This is a genomic window from Paludibaculum fermentans (genome assembly GCF_015277775.1).
GTDB classification, from domain to species: Bacteria; Acidobacteriota; Terriglobia; order Bryobacterales; family Bryobacteraceae; genus Paludibaculum; species Paludibaculum fermentans.
On sequence record NZ_CP063849.1, the window covers coordinates 6,519,408 to 6,539,297 of the forward strand.

The 19,890-nt window shown below is 63.6% G+C and carries 17 protein-coding genes; 4 read left to right on the plus strand and 13 right to left on the minus strand.

Annotated features, from left to right (window positions below):
- Positions 1 to 24: 24 nt before the first annotated feature.
- The 4 genes from IRI77_RS25725 to IRI77_RS25740 are packed head-to-tail and all read right to left on the minus strand — an operon-like array spanning position 25 to position 8,071.
- Positions 25 to 1,197 (minus strand): sialidase family protein, encoded by a 1,173-nt coding sequence (locus IRI77_RS25725; RefSeq protein ID WP_194447859.1) that lies wholly within the window; start codon positions 1,195 to 1,197, stop codon positions 25 to 27.
- 3 nt (positions 1,198 to 1,200) lie between these two features.
- The gene (locus IRI77_RS25730; protein WP_194447860.1) at positions 1,201 to 3,264 is read right to left on the minus strand and encodes a hypothetical protein; all 2,064 of its coding nucleotides are present in this window, start codon (positions 3,262 to 3,264) and stop codon (positions 1,201 to 1,203) included.
- Positions 3,265 to 3,278: 14 nt separating this feature from the next.
- Positions 3,279 to 6,479 carry a glycoside hydrolase family 2 protein gene (locus IRI77_RS25735; RefSeq protein WP_194447861.1) on the minus strand — a complete coding sequence of 1,067 codons (3,201 nt, stop codon included), beginning with the start codon at positions 6,477 to 6,479 and terminating at the stop codon, positions 3,279 to 3,281.
- A gap of 5 nt (positions 6,480 to 6,484) precedes the next feature.
- The gene (locus IRI77_RS25740) at positions 6,485 to 8,071 is read right to left on the minus strand and encodes a hypothetical protein (protein ID WP_194447862.1); all 1,587 of its coding nucleotides are present in this window, start codon (positions 8,069 to 8,071) and stop codon (positions 6,485 to 6,487) included.
- A gap of 229 nt (positions 8,072 to 8,300) precedes the next feature.
- On the opposite strand from IRI77_RS25740, the gene IRI77_RS25745 reads away from it, so the two are divergent.
- Positions 8,301 to 9,620: a DegT/DnrJ/EryC1/StrS family aminotransferase gene (locus IRI77_RS25745; protein WP_194447863.1), complete on the plus strand. Its 1,320-nt coding sequence runs from the start codon at positions 8,301 to 8,303 to the stop codon at positions 9,618 to 9,620.
- Here the strand turns inward: IRI77_RS25745 and IRI77_RS25750 are convergent.
- Positions 9,617 to 10,465, minus strand: a complete 849-nt coding sequence (locus IRI77_RS25750; RefSeq protein ID WP_194447864.1) for a LysM peptidoglycan-binding domain-containing protein — start codon at positions 10,463 to 10,465, stop codon at positions 9,617 to 9,619. The genes IRI77_RS25745 and IRI77_RS25750 overlap by 4 nt on opposite strands.
- Positions 10,466 to 10,604: 139 nt before the next feature.
- Between IRI77_RS25750 and IRI77_RS25755 the strand changes: the two genes are divergently transcribed.
- Both IRI77_RS25755 and IRI77_RS25760 read left to right on the plus strand, forming a co-directional pair.
- Positions 10,605 to 11,246, plus strand: coding sequence for a gamma-glutamyl-gamma-aminobutyrate hydrolase family protein (locus tag IRI77_RS25755; protein ID WP_194447865.1), 642 nt, complete (start codon positions 10,605 to 10,607; stop codon positions 11,244 to 11,246).
- Positions 11,247 to 11,248: 2 nt separating this feature from the next.
- Positions 11,249 to 13,177 (plus strand): ATP-dependent DNA helicase, encoded by a 1,929-nt coding sequence (locus IRI77_RS25760; protein ID WP_194447866.1) that lies wholly within the window; start codon positions 11,249 to 11,251, stop codon positions 13,175 to 13,177.
- Positions 13,178 to 13,204: 27 nt separating this feature from the next.
- On the opposite strand, the gene mnmE is transcribed toward IRI77_RS25760, so the two are convergent.
- From mnmE to rpmH, 6 genes are read right to left on the minus strand one after another with little or no spacing between them, the layout of a single operon-like run.
- The gene (gene mnmE, locus IRI77_RS25765; RefSeq protein WP_194447867.1) at positions 13,205 to 14,548 is read right to left on the minus strand and encodes a tRNA uridine-5-carboxymethylaminomethyl(34) synthesis GTPase MnmE; all 1,344 of its coding nucleotides are present in this window, start codon (positions 14,546 to 14,548) and stop codon (positions 13,205 to 13,207) included.
- Between the two features lie 15 nt (positions 14,549 to 14,563).
- Positions 14,564 to 15,220 carry a Jag family protein gene (locus IRI77_RS25770; protein WP_194447868.1) on the minus strand — a complete coding sequence of 219 codons (657 nt, stop codon included), beginning with the start codon at positions 15,218 to 15,220 and terminating at the stop codon, positions 14,564 to 14,566.
- Positions 15,221 to 15,241: 21 nt separating this feature from the next.
- On the minus strand, positions 15,242 to 16,993 hold the full coding sequence (yidC, locus tag IRI77_RS25775) for a membrane protein insertase YidC (RefSeq protein WP_194447869.1): 1,752 nt from the start codon (positions 16,991 to 16,993) through the stop codon (positions 15,242 to 15,244).
- Between the two features lie 24 nt (positions 16,994 to 17,017).
- Complete coding sequence (gene yidD, locus IRI77_RS25780) at positions 17,018 to 17,227, minus strand: membrane protein insertion efficiency factor YidD (RefSeq protein WP_194447870.1); 210 nt, start codon at positions 17,225 to 17,227, stop codon at positions 17,018 to 17,020.
- Positions 17,215 to 17,613 (minus strand): ribonuclease P protein component, encoded by a 399-nt coding sequence (gene rnpA / locus IRI77_RS38710; RefSeq protein WP_407673999.1) that lies wholly within the window; start codon positions 17,611 to 17,613, stop codon positions 17,215 to 17,217. Before rnpA ends, yidD begins: the two co-directional genes overlap by 13 nt.
- On the minus strand, positions 17,579 to 17,749 hold the full coding sequence (rpmH, locus tag IRI77_RS25790) for a 50S ribosomal protein L34 (protein WP_194447872.1): 171 nt from the start codon (positions 17,747 to 17,749) through the stop codon (positions 17,579 to 17,581). Before rpmH ends, rnpA begins: the two co-directional genes overlap by 35 nt.
- A 163-nt stretch (positions 17,750 to 17,912) precedes the next feature.
- Here rpmH and IRI77_RS25795 point away from each other — a divergent pair, with 163 nt between their 5' ends.
- Entirely contained in the window at positions 17,913 to 18,485 is a 573-nt protein-coding gene (locus IRI77_RS25795) for a hypothetical protein (protein WP_194447873.1), read from the plus strand.
- A gap of 8 nt (positions 18,486 to 18,493) precedes the next feature.
- Here the strand turns inward: IRI77_RS25795 and IRI77_RS25800 are convergent, their stop codons facing one another.
- Together IRI77_RS25800 and IRI77_RS25805 are read right to left on the minus strand one after the other, a co-directional pair.
- Positions 18,494 to 19,579: a mechanosensitive ion channel family protein gene (locus tag IRI77_RS25800; protein ID WP_194447874.1), complete on the minus strand. Its 1,086-nt coding sequence runs from the start codon at positions 19,577 to 19,579 to the stop codon at positions 18,494 to 18,496.
- A gap of 58 nt (positions 19,580 to 19,637) precedes the next feature.
- The gene (locus IRI77_RS25805) at positions 19,638 to 19,856 is read right to left on the minus strand and encodes a hypothetical protein (protein ID WP_194447875.1); all 219 of its coding nucleotides are present in this window, start codon (positions 19,854 to 19,856) and stop codon (positions 19,638 to 19,640) included.
- Between the last annotated feature and the right edge of the window lie 34 nt (positions 19,857 to 19,890).

The window sequence follows — 19,890 nt, forward strand, 5'->3', positions numbered from 1 at the left end:
CGGGCCTCTCCGGCAGACGGGCCTTTACTTCTTCACCCAGTCTTTGTCGAATGCAACGTGCTTGATTGTCTGCAGTTCCTTCTCGCCCTTGGCGTGCGGGCCGGTGAAGCTGTAGGTGGCGTGGACCTTTCCGTCGCGTGTCTGAATGACGGAAGGGTAAGAGTAGCCGCCGGTTTCCGTGTTCTCCAGGCTTTTCTTCCACGGCCAGGTTCTGCCTTCGTCCGGCGACATCCAGACTGAGATGCGATTGCGGCCCTTTTCGGTGTCGTTCAGGACCATCACCCATTCGCCGGTCTTCAACGCGATGACTTCGACGCTGGAGCCGGGGTTGGGGATCTCGGAGTCGGTGACGGCGCTCCAGTTCACTCCGTCGTCCCTGGATTCACTCACCAGCACGCGCTGCGGCGGCGGGCCGTTGTCACGCATGTACGCCACCACCGTGCCGTCCTTCTTCCTCACCAGCGACGGCTGGACTCCGCCGAGGCTGACCAGGGGTTCACTGGGACGCCAGGTCTTGCCGCCATCGTCCGTGATCGCCACCAGTGACAGGTTGTAGGTGTCTGAGTAGAGCGGGAGGAGGACGCGGCCCGAGGGCAGTTCCAGAGGGTGAATGCGCGGCATCCAGCCGAGCCGGTTCAGCAGCTTGTCTGTGGAGCGGACGATGGCCGTGAAGGCCTCGTTGCGGTCGCGCTGGACGGTAACGGGCTCCACCAGTTCGCGGAGCCTGGGGCTGACCTTGCCGGCGAAGCCCTCGGGGATGAGCAGGACGTTGTCAGAGAGCGACCACTTGGGCATGGGCGCGCGTAAGGCGGGCTCCGAGATGCGCAGTTTGAGTAGCGCGGTCTCCCAGCGGTTGTCGAGGATCGCGGTCCAGAGGAACCAGAGGCGCTGTTTGCTGTCGACGAACAGGAGGGGGTTGGTATCGGGGAAGCCGGGCGTGTCGTCGAGCGTGAAGGGAGCGTCCCACTCCTTCGCACCCTTCTTCAGGAAGGCGGCCTGCACCTTCACGTCGTCGGCCGTGCGCTCGCCGGAGCCGATGTACCAGCAGGTCATCAGGCGGCCGTCGGCCAGTTCGACGATGGAGGACGAATGGGCGTGCAGCTTCTGGGGCGCGAAGATGAACTGCTGCTGGAAGGCGGGCTCCGCCGCAAAGGCCGCGCCGGCCAGCAGCGCGAGGACGGTCAGTTTCGTGGTCATTGATTACTCCCGGATGAAGCCGTGATAGAGGCCCATGTAGTAGGGCAGCAGGTAGACGCCGCCATCGCCGAGAGAACGGCCGCCGCAGCCCTGGTCGAGGGTCCACGGATCGTGGTTCCAGTGGCCGACGTAACGTTCGTCGATGGGCAGGACTCTGCCGTTGACGCGATAGCCTGTCGCGCGCTTGCCTTCGTCGCGAACCGGCTCCGCCAGGTGGATGATGTCCTTGCGCTGGCTGTTGGAGACGCGCCAGTCGACACGGTCGAGGGGTAGCCGCTTCAGCGTGTCGACGCTCTCAGCCTGCCAGTCGCCGGTGGGGGAGAGGTCCTTTATGCCGTAGGCATCGCTGTACTTCTGGCCCGCCGCAACGGCCGCGTAGAGGAAGTTGAAGACGGGATTGAGCTCCGGCACTTCGTTCTCCCAATGGTTGCGGAAGGACAGCAGCAGCTTCTGGCGCAGGTCGGGATCGGTCTCGTACTTCAGCAGGCTGTAGAAGTTCATGAAGATCATCTCGTCGTCGCTCTGGTTGCCGGCGCCCATGCCCAGGTGCGTCTTGGTGATGAGGACGTTCATGTCGTAGGCATGCTGCCCGATGAGGTAGCGGGAGGCCTTCTCATACTTCGCGTCGCCGGTGATGTGTGAGGCGACCTTGAGATAGGCGAGGATGCTGAGCGAGTTCATGCCGCGCTCCTGCCACCAGTCGCGGTTGTTGTTGATCTCCTCGGGGTTGAAGATGGACCAGCGGGTGGGCTTGCCGTCGTGGTCGACGAGTTGGAAGTTGTGCTGCACCAGATGATCGGTCAAGGCGGCGACATGGTCGCGAACGCGCTGCTTCTCAGCGTCGGTTTTGGCCACCAGGTCGTAGTAGAGGGCGTAGAAGAAGTAGTGGCCGTCGAGCTCATCGGAGCTGGTGTCGGTTTTCCAGTACCACTGGCCGTCGGCGCTTTTGGGCCAGCGCGGGGTGATCACCTTCCAGCGCTTGTCGCGGGTCTGCTGGTTCCGCAGGTCGTGTTCGGGTGAATCGTGCAGGTTCGGATCTGGGCCGCTGACGGGCAGGATGGAGCGCGCCACGAAGCCCCTGGGGGCCGGATGGTCGCCGCCCTGGGTGACTGTGCCGAGGAAGCGCAGGGCCTCGAAAGCGGCCTTGGCGCGGCGGGCGGCGTCGGGACTACCCGTGGCTCCAAAGGCAAAGCATTCGCCCGCGCCGTACATGGAGGTCCACAGGCCATCGTTGTCGCTATCGGTCTGGGTCCATGCGCTGAGGTCGCCGGGCTGTTTCAGGACGACAGGATGGACATAGCCGTAGGGCGTGCGGCGGTGGCGCTTGTCGATCTCTGATTCGAAGATGCGCGCCTTCTCGGCGAGGGTCATGGGCTTGCGCTCGATGACGGTGAGACCCTTGGGGGTGGCGATCCAGGCGTCTCCGTTGGTGTTCACCGCGATGGCGCGGACGTCGTCGTTGGGCAGCCAGCGCAGGCCCTGGCGGTACTCCCACACCTGGCCGTCGAAGCGGATGGCGCCCTTGTGCGTGCCGAACCAGACCACGCCATTCTCACCGGCGGCGACGGTGGTGAAGTCGTCGTAGGGCAAGCCCTCGCGGCCGGTATAGAGGGTCCAGGTGGTGCCGTCCAGGACTCCGGCGCCTTGCGGGCCGGCGAACCACAGGCGGTCTTTCGAATCGAAGGCAACGCCGCGGACATCGACGGGCGCCCAGCTCTGGGTAGCGGTTCTCGGGAAGAGGCGCTGCCAGGGGCCGGCGCTGGTCTTGAGGTAGAGGCCATCGGCGCGGGCCTCGGCGACGCGTCCATCCTTAGCTCGGGCGGTATTCGGAGAAGCAGGCGCCTTCTGTTGGGAGGCGGCCCATTTGCCGTTACTGAGGGTCACCGCGCCGGCGCTGGTGAAGACCGAGACGGCTCCGGCGGCATCGACGCGCACCGAGAGTACGTCATCGGCGGGCAGGCCTTGCGCCTTGCCGTAGAAGGTTCGGGTCTCGGCGGCGAACTTGCCGACGGTCAACGGCTCGGCCGCCGCGCTGAGCGCGAGGATGCACAGGAACAGTGATCTCATTCAATCCCTTTCGTTCACGGCGCTACCGCGAACTCAAACACGTTTTCGGAGATGACCTTGCCGGCGGAATCGACGATCTCCGCCTTCAATTCGTAGGGGCCCGGTTTGGCGGGGGCGGTGAACTCCGCCGCACCGAGGCGGATGACAGAGTCGGCGGCGAGGGACACGGGATACTCTCCGGTTTTCCCTGCAAAGCGCCAGCGCAGCTTCGCGCCGGGCACGGCGGTCCAGCGGTCGTTCACGGCCCACAGGCCGCAACGGACGGTTTCGCCGGGCTTCCACTGGTCGCGATCGTATTCGAAGAGCGCGGCGACGGGTTCGAAGCTGCGGCGGACGGTGTCGTAGACCTTGGTGGGGACGCGGTTGAAGTCGATGGCGGCCATGGTGACGGAGGGCCAGATGTCGATGGCGTGGAAGTGGAGGACGCCGCCCGCGCCTTCGTTCTTGCGGCGGCGCATGCGCTCCAGCGCGATCTGGAAGAGGCGCGCGACGTAGGCCTGCGTCTGGGGGATGTACTCTTTCAGCGAGAGGGCTCCGGGATCGCCCCAGGCTTTCATGGCCTGCGGGATCTGCAGGCGGCGCCAGATCCACTCGTCCTCGTGATCCTTGATGGGCCACTGGTTGGGCATGAACTGGATGAGCGTCTCATAGTTCGGCAGGCTGGTGGCGCCGAGCTCGGAGACGAACTGCTCCTGCATCTGTGTGTACTCCCAGAGCGTGCCGTTGTACCAGCCGTGATAGACATGCGAGTCGCCAAAGCGGCCGGTGGAGCGGATGACGGCGCGGCGTTGGGGGTCGAGAGTGGAAGGGCGCGGGTAGAGGTGCTTGGTGATCTCGCGGTAGTTCTCGAAGTCCTCTTCATCGCTGGTGGCCCACAGGGCGATGCTGGGGTGGTTGCGCGCGTAGCGGACGTGGTTGTCGTAGAGCATGGCGGCGCGCTGCGCGAAGCCGCGGTCGTGCGGATACCAGGCTTCCAGGAAGTCCTGCCAGATGAGCAGGCCGTATTCGTCCGCCAGGTCGTAGAACTCGCGGTTGCTGAAGTGGCAGTGCAGCCGGATCATGTTGATGTTCATGCCGGCCATCAGCTTGACGTCGCGCTCGTACTTCGCGCGGTCCATCTCGGACATGTACAGGTGGTAGTAGTAATTCGTGCCGCGGATGAACAGCCGCTTGCCGTTCAGGTAGAAGTCCCAGCCGATCTTCTCGATCTCGCGGATGCCCACGGCCAGGCTCTGGCCATCGACGGCACGGCCGCTGGCATCGAGCAGGCGGACGTCGAGGGTGTAGAGATTCGGCTTGCCGTGATCGCGGGTCCACCAGAGCTGCGGCTGGGCGACGGGGATGGTCAAGGTCTGCTTCGTGCGGGCCGCGGCTTTCACCTGAATGCGTCCGGCGCCGGGGAAATTGCGCGGCGACAAGGTCAGTTCCCAGGTGTAACCGCGATCGACGGCCGCGGCCTCCAACTGGACGCTCACCTCGGCCGCCGCGCCCTTCAGACGGGTATCCACGGCGACGTCGCGGATCTGGGCCTCGGTCGAGGCCGCCAGGCGGACGCTACGCGTGATGCCCAGGGCCGTGATGTCGTCGGGCTTCTGGTCGACGGCTCCGTACGCGCCCTTGATCGTGTAGGGACGGTGCTTCCAGTAGTAGTCGACCGGCGTCCAGACGCGGACCAGGATTTCGTTCTGCCCGGGGCGCGCCTGCTCCGTCACATCGAACTCATAGGGATCGATGTAGCCTTCGTGACGGCCAATGTAGGCGCCGTTCAGGTAGGTGTCGGCGTAGTAGTCGGTGGCCTCGAACTGGAGCCGCAGGCGTTTGCCCTGGAAGCGCTCAGGTACGGTGAAGGTGCGTTTGTACCACCACTCCTTGTAGCTGACCCATTCGGCGTCGCGGCTGTAGATCTTCGACGGGTCGAGCCACTGGACGTGGACGGAACCGGGCACCTGAACGGTCTTCCAGCCGGAGGCAGGCGGACCCTCGCCCTTCTCGACGAACGCGAGTTGCCAGGCTCCGTCCAGGGGGAGGGCGTCCTGCTGGAATGCAGTAGTGGGGCCGGCGCCGACGGTCGCGGCGGCCAGGCGCTCGGCCGGCTCCTGGATGGCGACGGCGGTGGAGGTGGCCGGGCTCACGTGCACCAGCAGGGGCTGGCGCAGCATGCGGTTCTCCTGGCGGGCCGCGACGGCGGTCATGGAGCCCTGCCACTCCGGGAACGTCACCGCGATTTCCGTGGCGCCTTCTGGCTTGCGGGCCTCGAAGCGGCGGGTGCCGGCTCCGGTCCAGCGGAGGGTGGAATCGAGCGCGACGATGCCCAGGGCTCCATAGTTCTCGGCGCCCTGGTAGTAGACCATGTGGCCGCCCGGCAGAGTGGGCCAGTTGCGCGGACCGACGTCGCGCGGCAGGGGCTCCTCCTCACCGGGTCCGCCGGGAAACTCGTACTCGGAGCCGTCCTTGCAGCGGTCGAAGGGGACGTACGGGGTGGCCGAGATGGCGGCGAACCGGAAGCCGCGCGCGGCTTTCCAGCGGAACCAGGCGTTGCCGGAGGTCCAGGTGATCTCCCAGGCTTCGTTGGCGCGGGTCAGCTTGAGGCGGCCGCGCAGGGGACCGGCTTCCAGGAGTTCCACAGAGGTGAAACTGCCCTGCCCGCCCAGTGTGGTCCAGCCGGTGTTCTGGCCTCCGACTCCGGTGACGGGGGCCGGGGAGAAACGCTCGGCTTCGGGGGTGGTTTCGTGGACGTCGCCTTTCAGGGCTTCGCCGCCTTCCGGCGTGGTTTCGACCAGGTTCAGGGACTTCTGCGGACCGGCTCGCAGCGTATAGGCTTCCACGATGGCCGCCGCCTTGAGGTCGATGACGGCACGGAAGAAGGCGTTGCCGAACTCGACGCGGTTCAGGCCCAGGCGGCGCAGGAGGATGGGATTCACGAAGGGCGTGGAGGGCTTCGCGTCGCAGCACGACACGCTGTAGACCGGAAGTTCTCCCGGGATCAACGAAGCAGGAAAGAGCAGTTGCCCGGCGCTGACCTGCCAGGGGAGCTCCTTGCCCTCGGCATTCGTGACGGTGAAGCCCGCGGTGTGCCCGCCGAGCTTGGCCAGAGGAACGGCCACCGCTTCATTGGTCCGGCGGTAGAGCCCGGTAGGCTCCTCTACACGGACGGTCCACACCTGCGCGGCCTGCGAGACAGCGGCCAGCAGCAGCAACGAACTAGACAACCGCATGGCGATTACTCCCCGGCGAACAGCTTCTGATAGCGGCCAAACCAGTAAGGCAGCAGGAACGCGGCGCCGTCGTCCTCGCCGTGACCCGCGCTATTGGAATCGATGATGAACGGATTCGCGTTCCACTTCATCACAGGACGTTCATCCGGCGGCAGCAAGGTGGCGGCTTCGGGCTTCTGGAAACGGTCTTTGGTGCCGCTCATGACGACGTCGGCGCGATGCGAGTTCTTTACTGACCAGGTGATGAGGTCGATGGGCTGGCGGTAGAGCGTGCGCACGGCGCCGTGCAGATCCACTGTCCCCTGGGGGCGGCCCATCAGGTAGATGAGGGTCCACAGGGGATTGTCCTCGCGCTGGATGTTGGCCCACCACTGGTCGAGCGCCGGCCGGTAGTACTTGTCGAGGAGCGCCGCGTCCTTCTCATAGAGGAACAGGCAGTAGAACGGCAGCATCGCCAGCTCCTCGTCGGAGTAATTGATCTCCTCGTGGAGTTCGCGGTAACGGGCCGTCTGCTCGGCGTACTTCAGGTCGATGGCCGCCTTGCGGTATTCGCGCTCGTACTTCGCGTCGCCGGTGATGTGGGCGGCGGTCTTGAGGAAGCTCAGCAGTTCCAGGCTGTTCAGGGCCGAGTCGCCGGGCGCTTCGTCGAAGTACTGGCGGGACCACTTGCCCCAGCGCGTCGGCTTGCCGTCGAGGTCGATCAGGTAGTAGCCGTTGGCCAGGATGTGATCCATGATGCGGCGGGTGGTGGCCGCGATGCGCTTCTTCAGGGCCGGATCGGGCAGCAGGTCGTAGGCGATGGCGTAGGCGTACATGTGGCCGACGATCTCGTCGGAGCTGGTGTCGCCCTTCCAGTAATACTTGCCGTCGTCCGTCCAGTGCCATTCCCCGTCGGTGGGCATGGGTTCACCCTTCTCGATGTACGAGCGGGCCGGGAAGCCGCGCGAGCCCGCCACCTGTTCCAGGAACAGCATGGCTTCGATGGCCTTCTTTGCGCGCGCCTGGGCTTCGGCCGAGCCGGTGACCGCGAAACGGTAGCACTCGGCCGCGGCGTAGATGCCGGTCCACAGGCCGTCGTTGTCGTCGTCGCGGGTGCGGCTGCTCTTGAGGTCGCCGGGCACCGTCAGGCGGGAGGGCGAGACCATGCCGTGACGGTCGTGGCGCTGGCGGATGCGTTCTTCAAAGAGAGCGGCCTTCTGCAGCAGCGTCATGCGGCGGAGTTCGATGTGGGCGATACCGGCCGGGGTGCGGACCCAGACGCCGCCCTGGGTGTCGGGGACGACGCGCTCGACTGTATCGGAGGGCAGATAGCGCTGGCCGGCAAAGTACTGGTAGCGGTCGCGCGGGCCGGCGGCTGCGTCCCAGCGGACGAGGCCTTGCGGCGTGCCGTACCAGACGGCTCCGTCGGTGGCGGTGGCGAGGTCCGTCACGCCCTCGAGGGGCGCTTTCAGGGCCGGGGTCTTCAAGGCAGCGGGCGCTTCGGCGGCGCCGACGGCATGGAAGGTCCGGAACTTCTGCGGGGTAGGCGTCAGCTTGACGGGTTCAGCTCCCCAGGCCAAGGCCGCGCTCAACGCAATCAACAAAAACCGCATGCAACCCTCCCGAATGGGGACGAAACTGGTGGACAAATTCCAGGCTGGAGAGACACTCAAGAGAGGCGGACCCAAGCCTGGACCATAGCTGGATTTTTCTCTCCAGGAGACCGGCTCCACCCATTGCTACACAGCTCAATATATCGTAAGCTTATTGAAAAAGTGAAATAGTGATTCAACTTTTTTATAGAGCGTTCAATAATGCTCCTGCCCGCAGAAGGAAGTCCACATGAGCCAACTCGCCATCCTTGGCGGCGACCCGGTCCGCCGCAAACCCTTCGCTCCCTGGCCCCAATACCAGCCTTCCGACATCGCGCGCATTGTCCGCACGGTGGAGAGCCGCCATTGGGGTGGATATCCCCTGCCCACGGCTCTGGCTTCCGGCTTCTGCAAGGACTTCGCGGCCATGCACGGCGCCGAGTACGCGCTGCCTGTCGCGAACGGCACGGTTTCCTTGTCCATCGCGCTGCAGGCGGCGGGTGTTGGCTTCGGCGATGAAGTGATCGTGCCCGCCTACACCTGGGACGGCACGGCGACGGCGGTTCTGGCCATGGGCGCGGTGCCCGTGTTCGCCGACATCGACCCTGATACCTACTGTCTGTGCGTGGAGTCGGTGCGGCAGGCGATCACGCCGCGCACGAAGGCGATCATCCCGGTCCATCTGGCCATGCGGTTCACCGAGATGGGTGACCTGATGACGCTGGCGCACTTCCACAATCTGAAGGTGATTGAGGACGCGGCCCACGCGCATGGCGGCGCTTACCACGGAAAGGGCGCCGGCTCCATCGGCGACATGGGTTCGTTCAGCCTGCAGGAGAGCAAACTGATGACCGCCGGCGAAGGCGGGATGCTCACCACGAACAGCCTGGAGTACTACGAGGCGATGCAGACCGTGGTCAATTGTGGCCGCGCCAGCCTCACGGATAAGTTTGGCCAGCGCCTGCTGGGGTTGAACTACCGCATGACGGACCTGCAGATCGCGCTGCTGATCGGGCAGTTGGAGACGCTGCCGGCGTTGCGGGCCTTGCGCGCCGAACGCGCGCATTTGCTGGGGTCGCTGCTGCAGGGTGTGCCTGGGATTCGGGTGCTGCCGGAACAACCGGGGATCACTGCGCCGACAAACTACTGCTATGTGCTGCAGTACCGGCCCGAGCCGGGGCAGCCGGCGCCCCATCGCGACCTGTTCGTCGCCGCCCTGGAAAAAGAAGGGATCCCCTGCGACGGCCGTTTCTACGAGGCGGTCTACAAGAGCGATCTTTTCTACGCGACGCCGAAGAAGTGCCCGCAATTGGCGTACGAGCGCGAGACTCCGGTCGACTACTCGCAGGACCACTGCCCGGTGTCGGAGCGCGCCGCCTACGATGAGTCCATCTGGCTCTTCCAGTTCTGCCTGATCGGCGAGGAAGAGGACGTGCGCGACGTGGCGCGGGCGATCGAAAAAGTCGCGTCGAATCTGGAGACGCTGTCGAAGCAGGACCCGGCGCTGGCCGGAGTCAAAGCCATGGGCCGGGCGCAGCGGGCCCGCTTCGAGCGGCAGAAGAACTACTAGATCCCGAGGCTCGACCAATCCCAGGCCGGGCCCATATCGGTCTTGTCCGCACGGTAGTTCTGGTGCGAGGCGATGCCCTTGTAAGCGCTGAAGAACACGGGGTCGAACTCCGTCCGCTTGGCGGCCGGCGGCAACGTCTTGGCGATGCTGAACTTGTCGGCCAGGTGGTGGACCAGGTCGTGGACGGCCGTTACCTGGATGCTGGGGAAGGACGCGAAGTAGTTGATGCCGCGGTAGGTCGATTTCACGTAACGATCCTTCTCGGACTTGGCGCACCAGCGGGTCTTGTAGTTGTTCGGCCACCAGTTCAATTGATCCTTGTTGGCCGCGTCCTCCTGCAGTCCGCCTACGTTCACGATTTCGATGGCCACGGCGCGGCGGTCGTTCACGGAGTTGGGATTGTTGCCGGTCATGCCCAGGTGCCAGGCCCACTTCTCGGGCGGGAAGAACTCATAGATCTTGCCGTCGCGATCGACGACATAAGCCGTCGCGACGCGATAGGGCTTGCCGTTCACGGGGGCCATCCAGGCGTTGAAAACGCTCTGGGCGTTGGAACTGGCCGTGAAGTGGAGCATGATCAGGTCCTTGGCCGAGGTCTCGTTGGCGAACTCGGTGGTGGGCAGGCGGAAGGTGGTGCGGTCGATCACGGGCTCGTGTGCGACATTGGCCTCAACCGCCAGGCCCTGTAGGTCGGTGGTCAGATTCGGGATGACCAGCGATTTACCGACGGAGATCTTGTTGGGATCCCTGATGGCATTCACCTGGGCCAGGGCTTTGACGTCGACTCCGAATTGGGCGGCGATCTTGGCGAGTGTGTCGCCGGCTTTCACTACGTAGGTATTCATGGCTCCTCCTGATGCTTCGGCCGGGCGCGCCGGACAAAGCGCTATCGCTGATTGTTTGGGGCAGCGCGGGTGAAAAGCAACAGGAATCTTCTCGTGTGGCGCCCTGATCGAGGGGCTCCGAATTCGGGAGAATAGGAAAGTGGCTCCTCGTGTTGGTTTGACCTATCGACTTGAGCAGAAGGCCGTCCCCTATCGTGCCGCGTTGCAGGCGGTGGGGCTGGAAGCGGTGAACCTGACGCCCGAGGCTCCGGCGTCGCTGGCTGGCTTGTCCGGGCTTATGCTGACCGGCGGCTCGGACATTGAGCCGTGGCGCTATGGCCAGGATGACATCGCGGCGCGGAGTCCGGATGGACCCCGGGACGAAATGGAACTGCGGCTGGCGGGCGAGGCGATCGAGCTGGGCATGCCGTTGTTCGCGATCTGCCGCGGCATGCAGGTGCTGAACGTGCTGCGCGGCGGGAAGTTGCTGCAGCATATTGGCGAAGAGCATACGGGCGTAATGCACGGCGTGAAGATCTCCGATGGCTCGCTGCTGCGCGGGATTCTGGGCTGTGAATACCAGGTGAATTCGCGGCACCACCAGGCGGCGGCGCGGCTGGGCGACGGGCTGATCGCGACCGCGGTCTCGGAAGACGGACATGTTGAGGCGCTGGAACTGCCCTCCGCGCGCGGGTTCGTGCTGGGTGTACAGTGGCATCCCGAGGATCTGTACGAAAGCGACGCGGGACACCTGCGTCTGTTCGAAGCGTTCCGGGACGCCGTCATACACTGGAAGCGGTAACTTTGGCCCGTCCCTTCTCCATTCGCCAGTTCTTCTCACGCAACGGCCCCCTTGCGCAGGCTCATCCCAACTATGAGTTCCGCAAGGGGCAGTTGGATATGGCGCTGGCGGTGGAGTCGGCCCTGGAAGACAAGCGCCACCAGGTTGTCGAGGCTGGCACGGGTACCGGCAAGACGCTGGCTTACCTGATTCCCGCCATTCTCTCCGGCAAGCGCGTGGTGGTCTCCACGGGTACCAAGAACCTGCAGGAACAGCTGTTTTTCAAGGACATCCCGTTCCTCAACCAGTTCTTCCCGAACGGCATCAAGGCCTGCTACATGAAGGGCCGCAACAACTATGCCTGCCGGCAGAAGATCTATGACGCCGAGCGCGAGCCGATCCTCAATGGGCTGGAAGAGGTGTCGGACTTCGCGATCATCCGTGAGTGGGAGAAAACGACTGAGAGCGGCGACCGCTCGTCGATTCCGAACCTGCCCGATGGGACCTCGGTATGGTCAAAGCTCGATGCGCGCAGCGACTTGTGTACCGGCCAGAAGTGCGCGTCGTTCGAGCGCTGCTTCATCACGCTGATGCACCAGCGGGCGATGGAGTCCGACATCATCATCGTGAACCACCACCTCTTCTTCGCCGACCTGGCGGTGAAGGAGGAGGAGCACGCCGCCATCCTGCCGGACTACTCCGCGGTGATCTTCGACGAAGCGCACGAGTTGGAGGATGTGGCCGGGCAGTATTTCGGGTTGTCCATTTCGTCGCACCAGGTGGAGGATCTGCGGCGGGACATCCTGGCGACGGCGCGGCGCAAGGAATTCTTCACACACGACCTGGAGCAGATCCTGACGCTTCTGGTGGATCACGGCGACCGGTTCTTTGCCATGTTTCCGCAGCAGGAGGGGCGGTCGGGCTTCAACGAGCACCAGAGTTTCCTGGCGCAGAATCAGGAGCAGTTCGGCAACTTCCTGAGTGTGCTGGAGTTGCTGGCGGCGCACCTGTCGCTGGTGAAGAACGCTCCGGAGGAGTTGGTGCCGCTGCACCGCCGGACCATTACGCTGCTGGGGAATCTGAAGCAGTGGATGTCAGGTGAGGATCACAGCAATGTCTATTGGATTGAGCGGAGGGGACGGGGTACGTACCTGCAGGCGACGCCGATCGACGTGTCCGGGCTATTGCGGGATAAGCTGTTCGCCGTGGTGTCGCCGGCCATCTTGACCTCGGCCACGCTGGCGGTGGAGGAGAAGTTCGATTACCTGCGGGAGCGGCTGGGGCTGGATGGAGCTCGGGAGCTGATTGTGCCCAGCCACTTCGACTATGAGAAGCAGGCTCTGCTGTATGTGCCGCACCATCTGCCCGATGTCCGGGCTTCGGATTTCCTGCGGCAGGCCGGCGAAGAGGTGCGGGTGATCCTGCGGCACAGCCGCGGGCGGGCGTTTGTCCTGTTCACCAGCTACCAGCAGATGCGGCTGATTCACGACCTGGTGACCCCGGATCTCGACTATCCCGTTCTGATGCAAGGGGATGCGCCTCAGCGAGTGCTCATCGAGCAGTTCCGGTCGACACCGCATTGCGTGCTGTTTGCGACGTCGTCCTTCTGGCAGGGAGTGGATGTGCAGGGTGAGGCGCTGTCGTGCGTGATCATCGACAAGTTGCCGTTTGCCGTGCCGAGCGATCCGGTGGTGGAAGCAAGAGTGCGGGCGATCAAGCTGGCGGGCGGGAATCCGTTCTACGACTATCAGGTGCCGCAGGCGGCCATCGCGCTGAAGCAGGGGTTTGGGCGGCTGATCCGGGCGAAGACGGATCGGGGGGTGCTGGTTCTGCTGGACAACCGCATTACGCGGAACCGATATGGGCAGGTGTTCTTCGATTCGCTGCCGCCGTACCGGTTTACGACCGGACTGAGCGAGGTGGAGAAGTTCTTCGACGAGGCCGCCGAGTAAACACTTGTAGTATTACTACAAGAAGAGTTATTTGCCGATGCAGAACGTCGAGAAGATGTGGTTGAGGATGTCGTCGGCGGTGGTGGCCCCGGTGAGGGCGTCGAGGGGGCGGAGGGCGGAGTAGCAGTCGAGCAGGAGCATCTCGTGCGGGAGGCCGAAAGACACTGCATTTGCAGTGCGTTGCAGGGACTCCAGGCTCTCCTTCAAAAGTAGTTCGTGACGCAGGCTGGTAATGAGGCCGGACTGAGGCGAGGCGAAGCCGTCGGGGGCGATGAGGGCGACGAGACGACGTCGCAGTTCCTCGATTCCGTCTCCGGTCTTTGCGGATACCATCAGCAGATCCGACGCACCCCAGAGGAGGTCCGACTTGTTCCCCACGATCAGGTGCAGGCCCTGTTCAACGGCCCGCTCCATCAACTGGAGGTCGTCTTCCTCCACTCCGACGGAGAGATCAATTACCACGATTGTAATATCAGCATCGGCCATGGCCTGGAAGCTGCGCTCGATGCCGAGCTTCTCGACGACATCGGAGCTGGCGCGGATGCCGGCGGTGTCCACCAGGCGGACAGGGATGCCTTCCAGGGAGAACGTCTCGGAGACCGTGTCGCGGGTGGTGCCCGGGATGTTGGTGACGATGGCCCGGTCACGCTGAAGCAAGGCGTTGAAAAGACTGCTCTTGCCCACGTTGGGACGGCCGGCGATGGCGAGGGTCAGGCCGTCGTGGACGAGTTTGCCGAAGCGGAAGCTTTCGATCAGGCGGGTGAGGCCGACGGAGATCGGCCGGATGCGGTCCAGGATGTGGTCGCTGGAGGCGACGCTGACATCGTCCTCGGCGAAGTCGATGCCGGCCTCCAGCAGGGCGATCAGCTCAACTAGTTGCGCTTTCAGCGGGGCAATGGCTCGGGAAACGGAGCCTTCCATCTGCTGGGCGGCGATGCGGGCCTGGTGGAGGGTGGTGGCGGTGATGAGGTCGTGGACGGCTTCGGCCTGGGGTAAGTCGATGCGGCCGTTGAGGTAAGCACGGAGAGTGAACTCCCCGGGTTCGGCTGGCCGGGCTCCCCCTTGGAGGGCGCGGGCTACACAGTGGCGGAGGACGACCGGTGAGCCGTGGCAGGCAATCTCGACGACGTCCTCGGCGGTATAGGAGCGAGGCGCGGCGAAGTAGGTGACGACAACCTGGTCGACGGTGTTGCCGGATTCGTCCAGGAGTTCAGCGAGGGAGGCGGTCCAGGGTTTCCACTCGGGTGCGGCCGGGAAGCGAAGGAGTCCTTCGGCGACACGGCGCGCTTCGGCGCCGGACAGGCGCACGACTCCGAGGCCACCGGCGCCGGGCGGCGTCGAGATGGCGACAATCGTATCCTGGGTAGACACTCGACAGTTGTAGGATTAGCGGCGCGGTCCGCGCCGTGGTCCACGATCGCGGTCGCGGCCACCGCCCCCGCCACGCCGGTCTCCGCCGCGATCGCCACCGCGGCGATCACCGCCAGGACCACCCGGGCGCCGTGGCGGAAGTGCCGCCATGGGAGGAGGATCGGGCAAGGAAGCCATGCCTGCCGGATAGATGACTACGTGGCGGCCCGGCCCGACGCCGGCACTCTCGCTACGCAGGTCTGTCTGGTCGCGCATCGCGAGGTGAATCAGCCGCCGTTCGCGGCTGCTCATCGGGTTGAACCGGTAAGGCACCTTCGATTCACGCACGCGTTCGGCCACCGTCAGTGCGCTGAGGCGCAGCTCTTCCTGCCGCAGCAGCCGGTAGTCGTTGGCGTCAAAACACAGGAGAGCATGCTCGTCAGGGGCCATTTTCAGGACCTCCTGCGTCAACTGCTCCAGAGCGAGCAACGACTCGCCCTTGTTGTTCATCAGGAATTCGAGGTCGGGCCCTGAGAACTTAACCACGAGAGTGGGCTTCTCAAAGTAGTTGCCCGCCTCATGGCCGTCCAGGATCTCGTATTCGACGTCGAAGTCCGCGGCATCCAGGACAGCGTCCAGGAAGTCGGCGACATCATCGCCCACCGTTTCAACTGTGTAATTCCGGTTGCTCATGAGCCAAACCGTAGCTGCTTTCTATTTCTTCTTAGGAATAATGACCTGGGCGGGCGCAGGCTTCGCCGCGGCTTTGTTAAAGAAGTATTGCTGAGCTATGCCTACCACGTTGCCAGTGAGCCAGTATAACACCAGCCCACTGGACGCGCCGTAGAACATGAAAGTCATCATGATAGGCATCATATACATCATCAGCTTCTGCTGCTGGGGATCGGCGCCCGCCGCGGGCGTCATCTTCTGCATGCCTACCTGGGTGATCAACATCGTCACCGGCAAAATACGGATCGGCAGCGTCTCGGGCTGCGAGAGATCCGTCACCCACAACCATTGAGCGCCGCGCAGTTCAATGGCCACTGACAATACCTTAAAAAAAGCAATGAAGAAGGGCATCTGCAACAGCAGCGGCACGCAGCCGCCCACCGGGTTGATGCCGTGCTTCTGGTAGAGCGCCATGGTCTCCTCGTTTTGCTTCTGCTTGCGAGGATCCTTCATGGGCACATCTTTATAGCGCGCCTGAATGGCTTGAAGTTCGGGCTGGAGCTTGGCCATCTTCTGCGAGCTGCGCAGCTGCGAAAAGCGCATGGGCAGCATCAGCAGGTTGATGATCACGGTGGCGAAGACAATCGCCCAGCCCCAGTTATTCGTCAGGTTGTCGTTGGCCCAGTGGAGAGCGAGGAAGAGCGGCTTGGCGATAAACCAGAACCAGCCCCAGTCGATCATCGTTTCCAGGTTCTTGTCGGTGGCGCGCAGGACATCCGTATCCTTGGGCCCGACGAACAGAATGGCTTCGTTGACGTCCTTGCCGCCAATGGAGATGCCGACGTGCGGTTTCTCCTCGGCGCCCAGCACCGGCACCACATGGTCCTGCCAGGTGGTCATCTCGGTGGTGGTGCCCGGCTGGGGCAGGACCACGGCGGCGAAGAACGTATCCTCGATGCCGGCGAAGTGGAACGACCCGGAGACCGTCACAGGCCCCTTCGAGGCCGAACCGGAGCCTTCTTCCACCAGCTTGGACTTGATGGCGTCGTAATGAACGCTCTTCTGGATGTCCGGAGCGTTGTGGACCGTGCGGTCACCGAAGCCGCCGCGCCATGCGAGCTGGTGGGCGATGCCCTTGCCGCCGCTGGTCACATCGGAGTGGAAGACCGACTTGTAAGTCTTGGGATCGAACTGGAAAGACTTTTTCGCGGTGGTGGTGCCGTCGGCGTACTCGAACTCTACGGTGGAGGGATCCGGCTGTTTCACCGAGAACAGAACGCCGTTGAGATCGACGGCCGGCTTCTGGCCCAGGAACATGTAGCTGAACGGCCAGCCCACCTTGGGAGCCGCGGTGCTGCTGACGAGCTCCACCGGCTTACCCTGGATGTCTTTGTATTTCTTGAGGATCCAGCTATGGACGCAGGCGCCGCGATTGGTGAAGACGATGCGGTAGTTCTCGGTCTCGACGACGTGCAGCTCTTCCTTTTCACCAATGACGGTGGCAGGGGCTGCCACAGCCTTGGTGTCGCCCGGTTTGCCGGGCTTGGCGGGCGCTGCTGTGGTCTTTGCGGCGGCCGGCGGCTCGACGGGCTTCTGCGCGGGCGCGGGTTGAGCCGTCTGCGCTACCTGCTGCTTCTCCGGCGGCTTGGGAGCCTGCTTCGGCATCAGGTACTGCGTGACGAACAGCACTATCCCCATCAAGCCAAACGCCAGCAGGAGTCTCATCTCCATGCTGAGTTCTTTTTTCTCTCCGGTGCTCGGCTTCTTGGAAGCGCCGTTGGTATCGTCGGCCATTCGTCTCTCTTTCTCAGCTGCTGCTCAGACTACGGGATCCAACCCGCCCGGGTTCCACGGATGACAGCGAACCAGCCGCCGTAAGCCCATCCACACGCCACGCGCGACGCCATACTTTCCAACGGCTTGCATCATGTATTCACTACAGGTGGGATGAAATCGGCAGGCGGCGGGCAGCAAGGGGGATATCCAGCTTTTGTAGCCGGAGAGCAGCGCAAGGATCAGGCGTTGCATCGCGCAAATACCTTCTCTACTTCGCTGTCCAGTTGGGATTGGGGCGCGGTCAAACTCGTACGCCGCAGATTCACCACGATGTGCCAGTGCGCATCCATCAGGGGAAGTCTGCGGCGAATTGTCTCTCGGACCCGGCGCTTCATTCGGTTGCGAACTGTCGCTTTGCCCAGTGCTCGAGGCGCCGTGAACCCGATCTTTGGTCCATCCGGCTGCGAACTCTTCCAGCAAAAGGCCACGAAACAAGGGCAGGGTACTTTGAATCCGTTGTCGTATACCTGCCGGAACTCGACCGACTTCAACAACCGCCGGCTTTTGGGCAGAGTCAGTCGGGTCCCGTCAGGACGACTGGAATTAACGTTCGTTGTAGCGGATGGCGCGTTCGTCACTGACAGTCAGCTTGTGACGGCCCCGGGCGCGGCGGCGGGCCAGCACGGCGCGGCCGTTCTTGGTCTTCATGCGAGCTCGGAAGCCATGCGCCTTCGCACGCTTAAAATTGTTCGGCTGAAATGTTCTCTTCGGCATTCTGCTACCTTTGGGTGTCCCAGCGGGCTCGGCGGGGATGGCCCGTGCTCAAGCACAAAGATATCCCTAGCCCTTGCAGGCTGAACCTCCAGTATAGGTTTTGTACCTCGCAACTGTCAAACGTGCCACTTGCAACTCGAAAGTATTGAAGGCATAAATAGATATGACGTTTCGCCGCATCCTCGCTCTCTCCGCGCTCGCCGCTGTACCCTGTTTTCTCTCCCTGGGCGCCCAGGAGAAGAAGAAAGAAGACGGGCCCCTCGTCAAAGGCGCAGCCGCCACTGAAAAGGCAGCGAAGGCCACAGCCAACGCGACAACTGACGCCGCTAAAGCCACTGGACGCACCACCAAGAAGGTAGCGGGCGCCACGGCTGATGCCACCTCGGATGCCGCTCACGCCACCGCGTCCGGTACCAAAAAAGCCGCCACTGCCACCACCGACGCCGCCAAAGCCACCGGCCGCAAGACCAAGGAAGTAGCCGGAGCTACGGCTGACGCCACCTCCGACGCCGGACATGCCACCGCCTCCGGAGCCAAGAAAGCGACCAATGCCACCACGGATGCCGCCAAAGCCACCGGCCGCAAAACCAAGGAAGTAGCCGGCGCCACGGCGGATGCCACGACGGATGCCGCCAAGGCGACGGGCCGCGGGATCAAAAAGGGTGTCGGTGCAGTGGGCAAGGGTCTGGAAAAGACGGGCGAAGGCATCGAAAAAGCAGGCAAGAAGCTGAACTAGGCTGTCGCCTAAGCTTCGCGGTTGAAAGCTCGTCGCAGGACGCCCGGTGCGATATCCAGGGTCTGCACCGGGTAGGGGATCGAGATCCCTTCCTTCTGGAACCGTTTGAAAACACGGCGCCGCAGGGCGTCCTGCACGGCGAACTGGCGCTCGAACTTGGCCACGTGAACCGATAAGGTGAAGTCCAGCGACGAAGGGCTGAAACCCGGGTTCAGGCGCACCACCGGGCCGGGTTCCGGCAACAGGCCGTCGACTTCCCCGACGGTGGCCCGCGCCTCCTCCAGGAGGATCTCCGACACACGGTCGATGTCGCTGGAATAGCTGACGCCGACTACTATAGATGTCGACATTCGTGGTTCGGGGTAAGTGAAGTTGGTGACCACGGCCTCAGCGAGCTTGGCGTTGGGAATGATGACGAGGTTGTTGGAGAGCGCACGCAAGGTGGTGATGCGCCAGCGGATATCCTCGACGTAGCCCTCCTGCCCATTGTCCAGCCGGATGAAGTCTCCGCGATGGATGTTGCCCGCCATGCTGACGTAAAAGCCTGAGAACAGATTGGCGAGGGTGCCCTGCAGGGCCAAACTGACCGCCAAACCGCCCACGCCCAAGGCTGTCAGAGCCGGCGCCAGGTTGATCTTCAGCATGTTGAGAATCAACAGGGCGGACGGAATCAGCCAAAGGACCCGAATGACGGTGCGGGTGAGGGTGGTGACCTGTTGGCTCGACCCGCTACGACTCAAGTAGTACTGAAGGAGCAGGGCGGAGACGCGGGAGGCGGCCATGGTGAAGGAGACCGCCACCAGCACGATCATCGCGCCGGAGATCAGTTCCTGGAAGGACTTGGGCAGGTCGCGTTCGTCGAGATCGCGAACGGCCGTGATGAGAGCGGCGAGGACGGTCCAGAACCGGACGGGCCACGCGAGGGCCGCTACGACCTGGTCGTCAACTTTGGTTTCCGTGCGGGCGGCGGCGCGGCGGATGTAGCGGAAGGCTAAATTCTTGATGAGCCAGAAAATGCAGGTGATGCTGAGCCAAACCACCAGGAAACGGCCGGCGCCGTGCCATTCGGTGTAAAGGCGAAGAAACTCCTGCATGCTCTCGCTCCGATTCCTAGGGTTGGCGCAGGCGGATGCGGTTCATGCCTGCCCTGCACTAATCCACGCGGCGCAGCGGCAGACCGGCCTGGCGGAGCTGGCTTTCCACGTCGGTGATTTTCAGGCGTGAGGCGTCGAACCCGACCTTGAGGCGATCCAGGCCGGGTGCGAGCTGGATCAACTGCATGCCGTAGATGCCGTGGAGCCTTTCGATCGCTCCGGTCCAGGCCTCCTCGAAGGGGGCCGTAAACTCGTAGTTAACCTCGACCTTGGTCATAGCACTTTACAGAGTAACATTGGCCCTGCGGGGC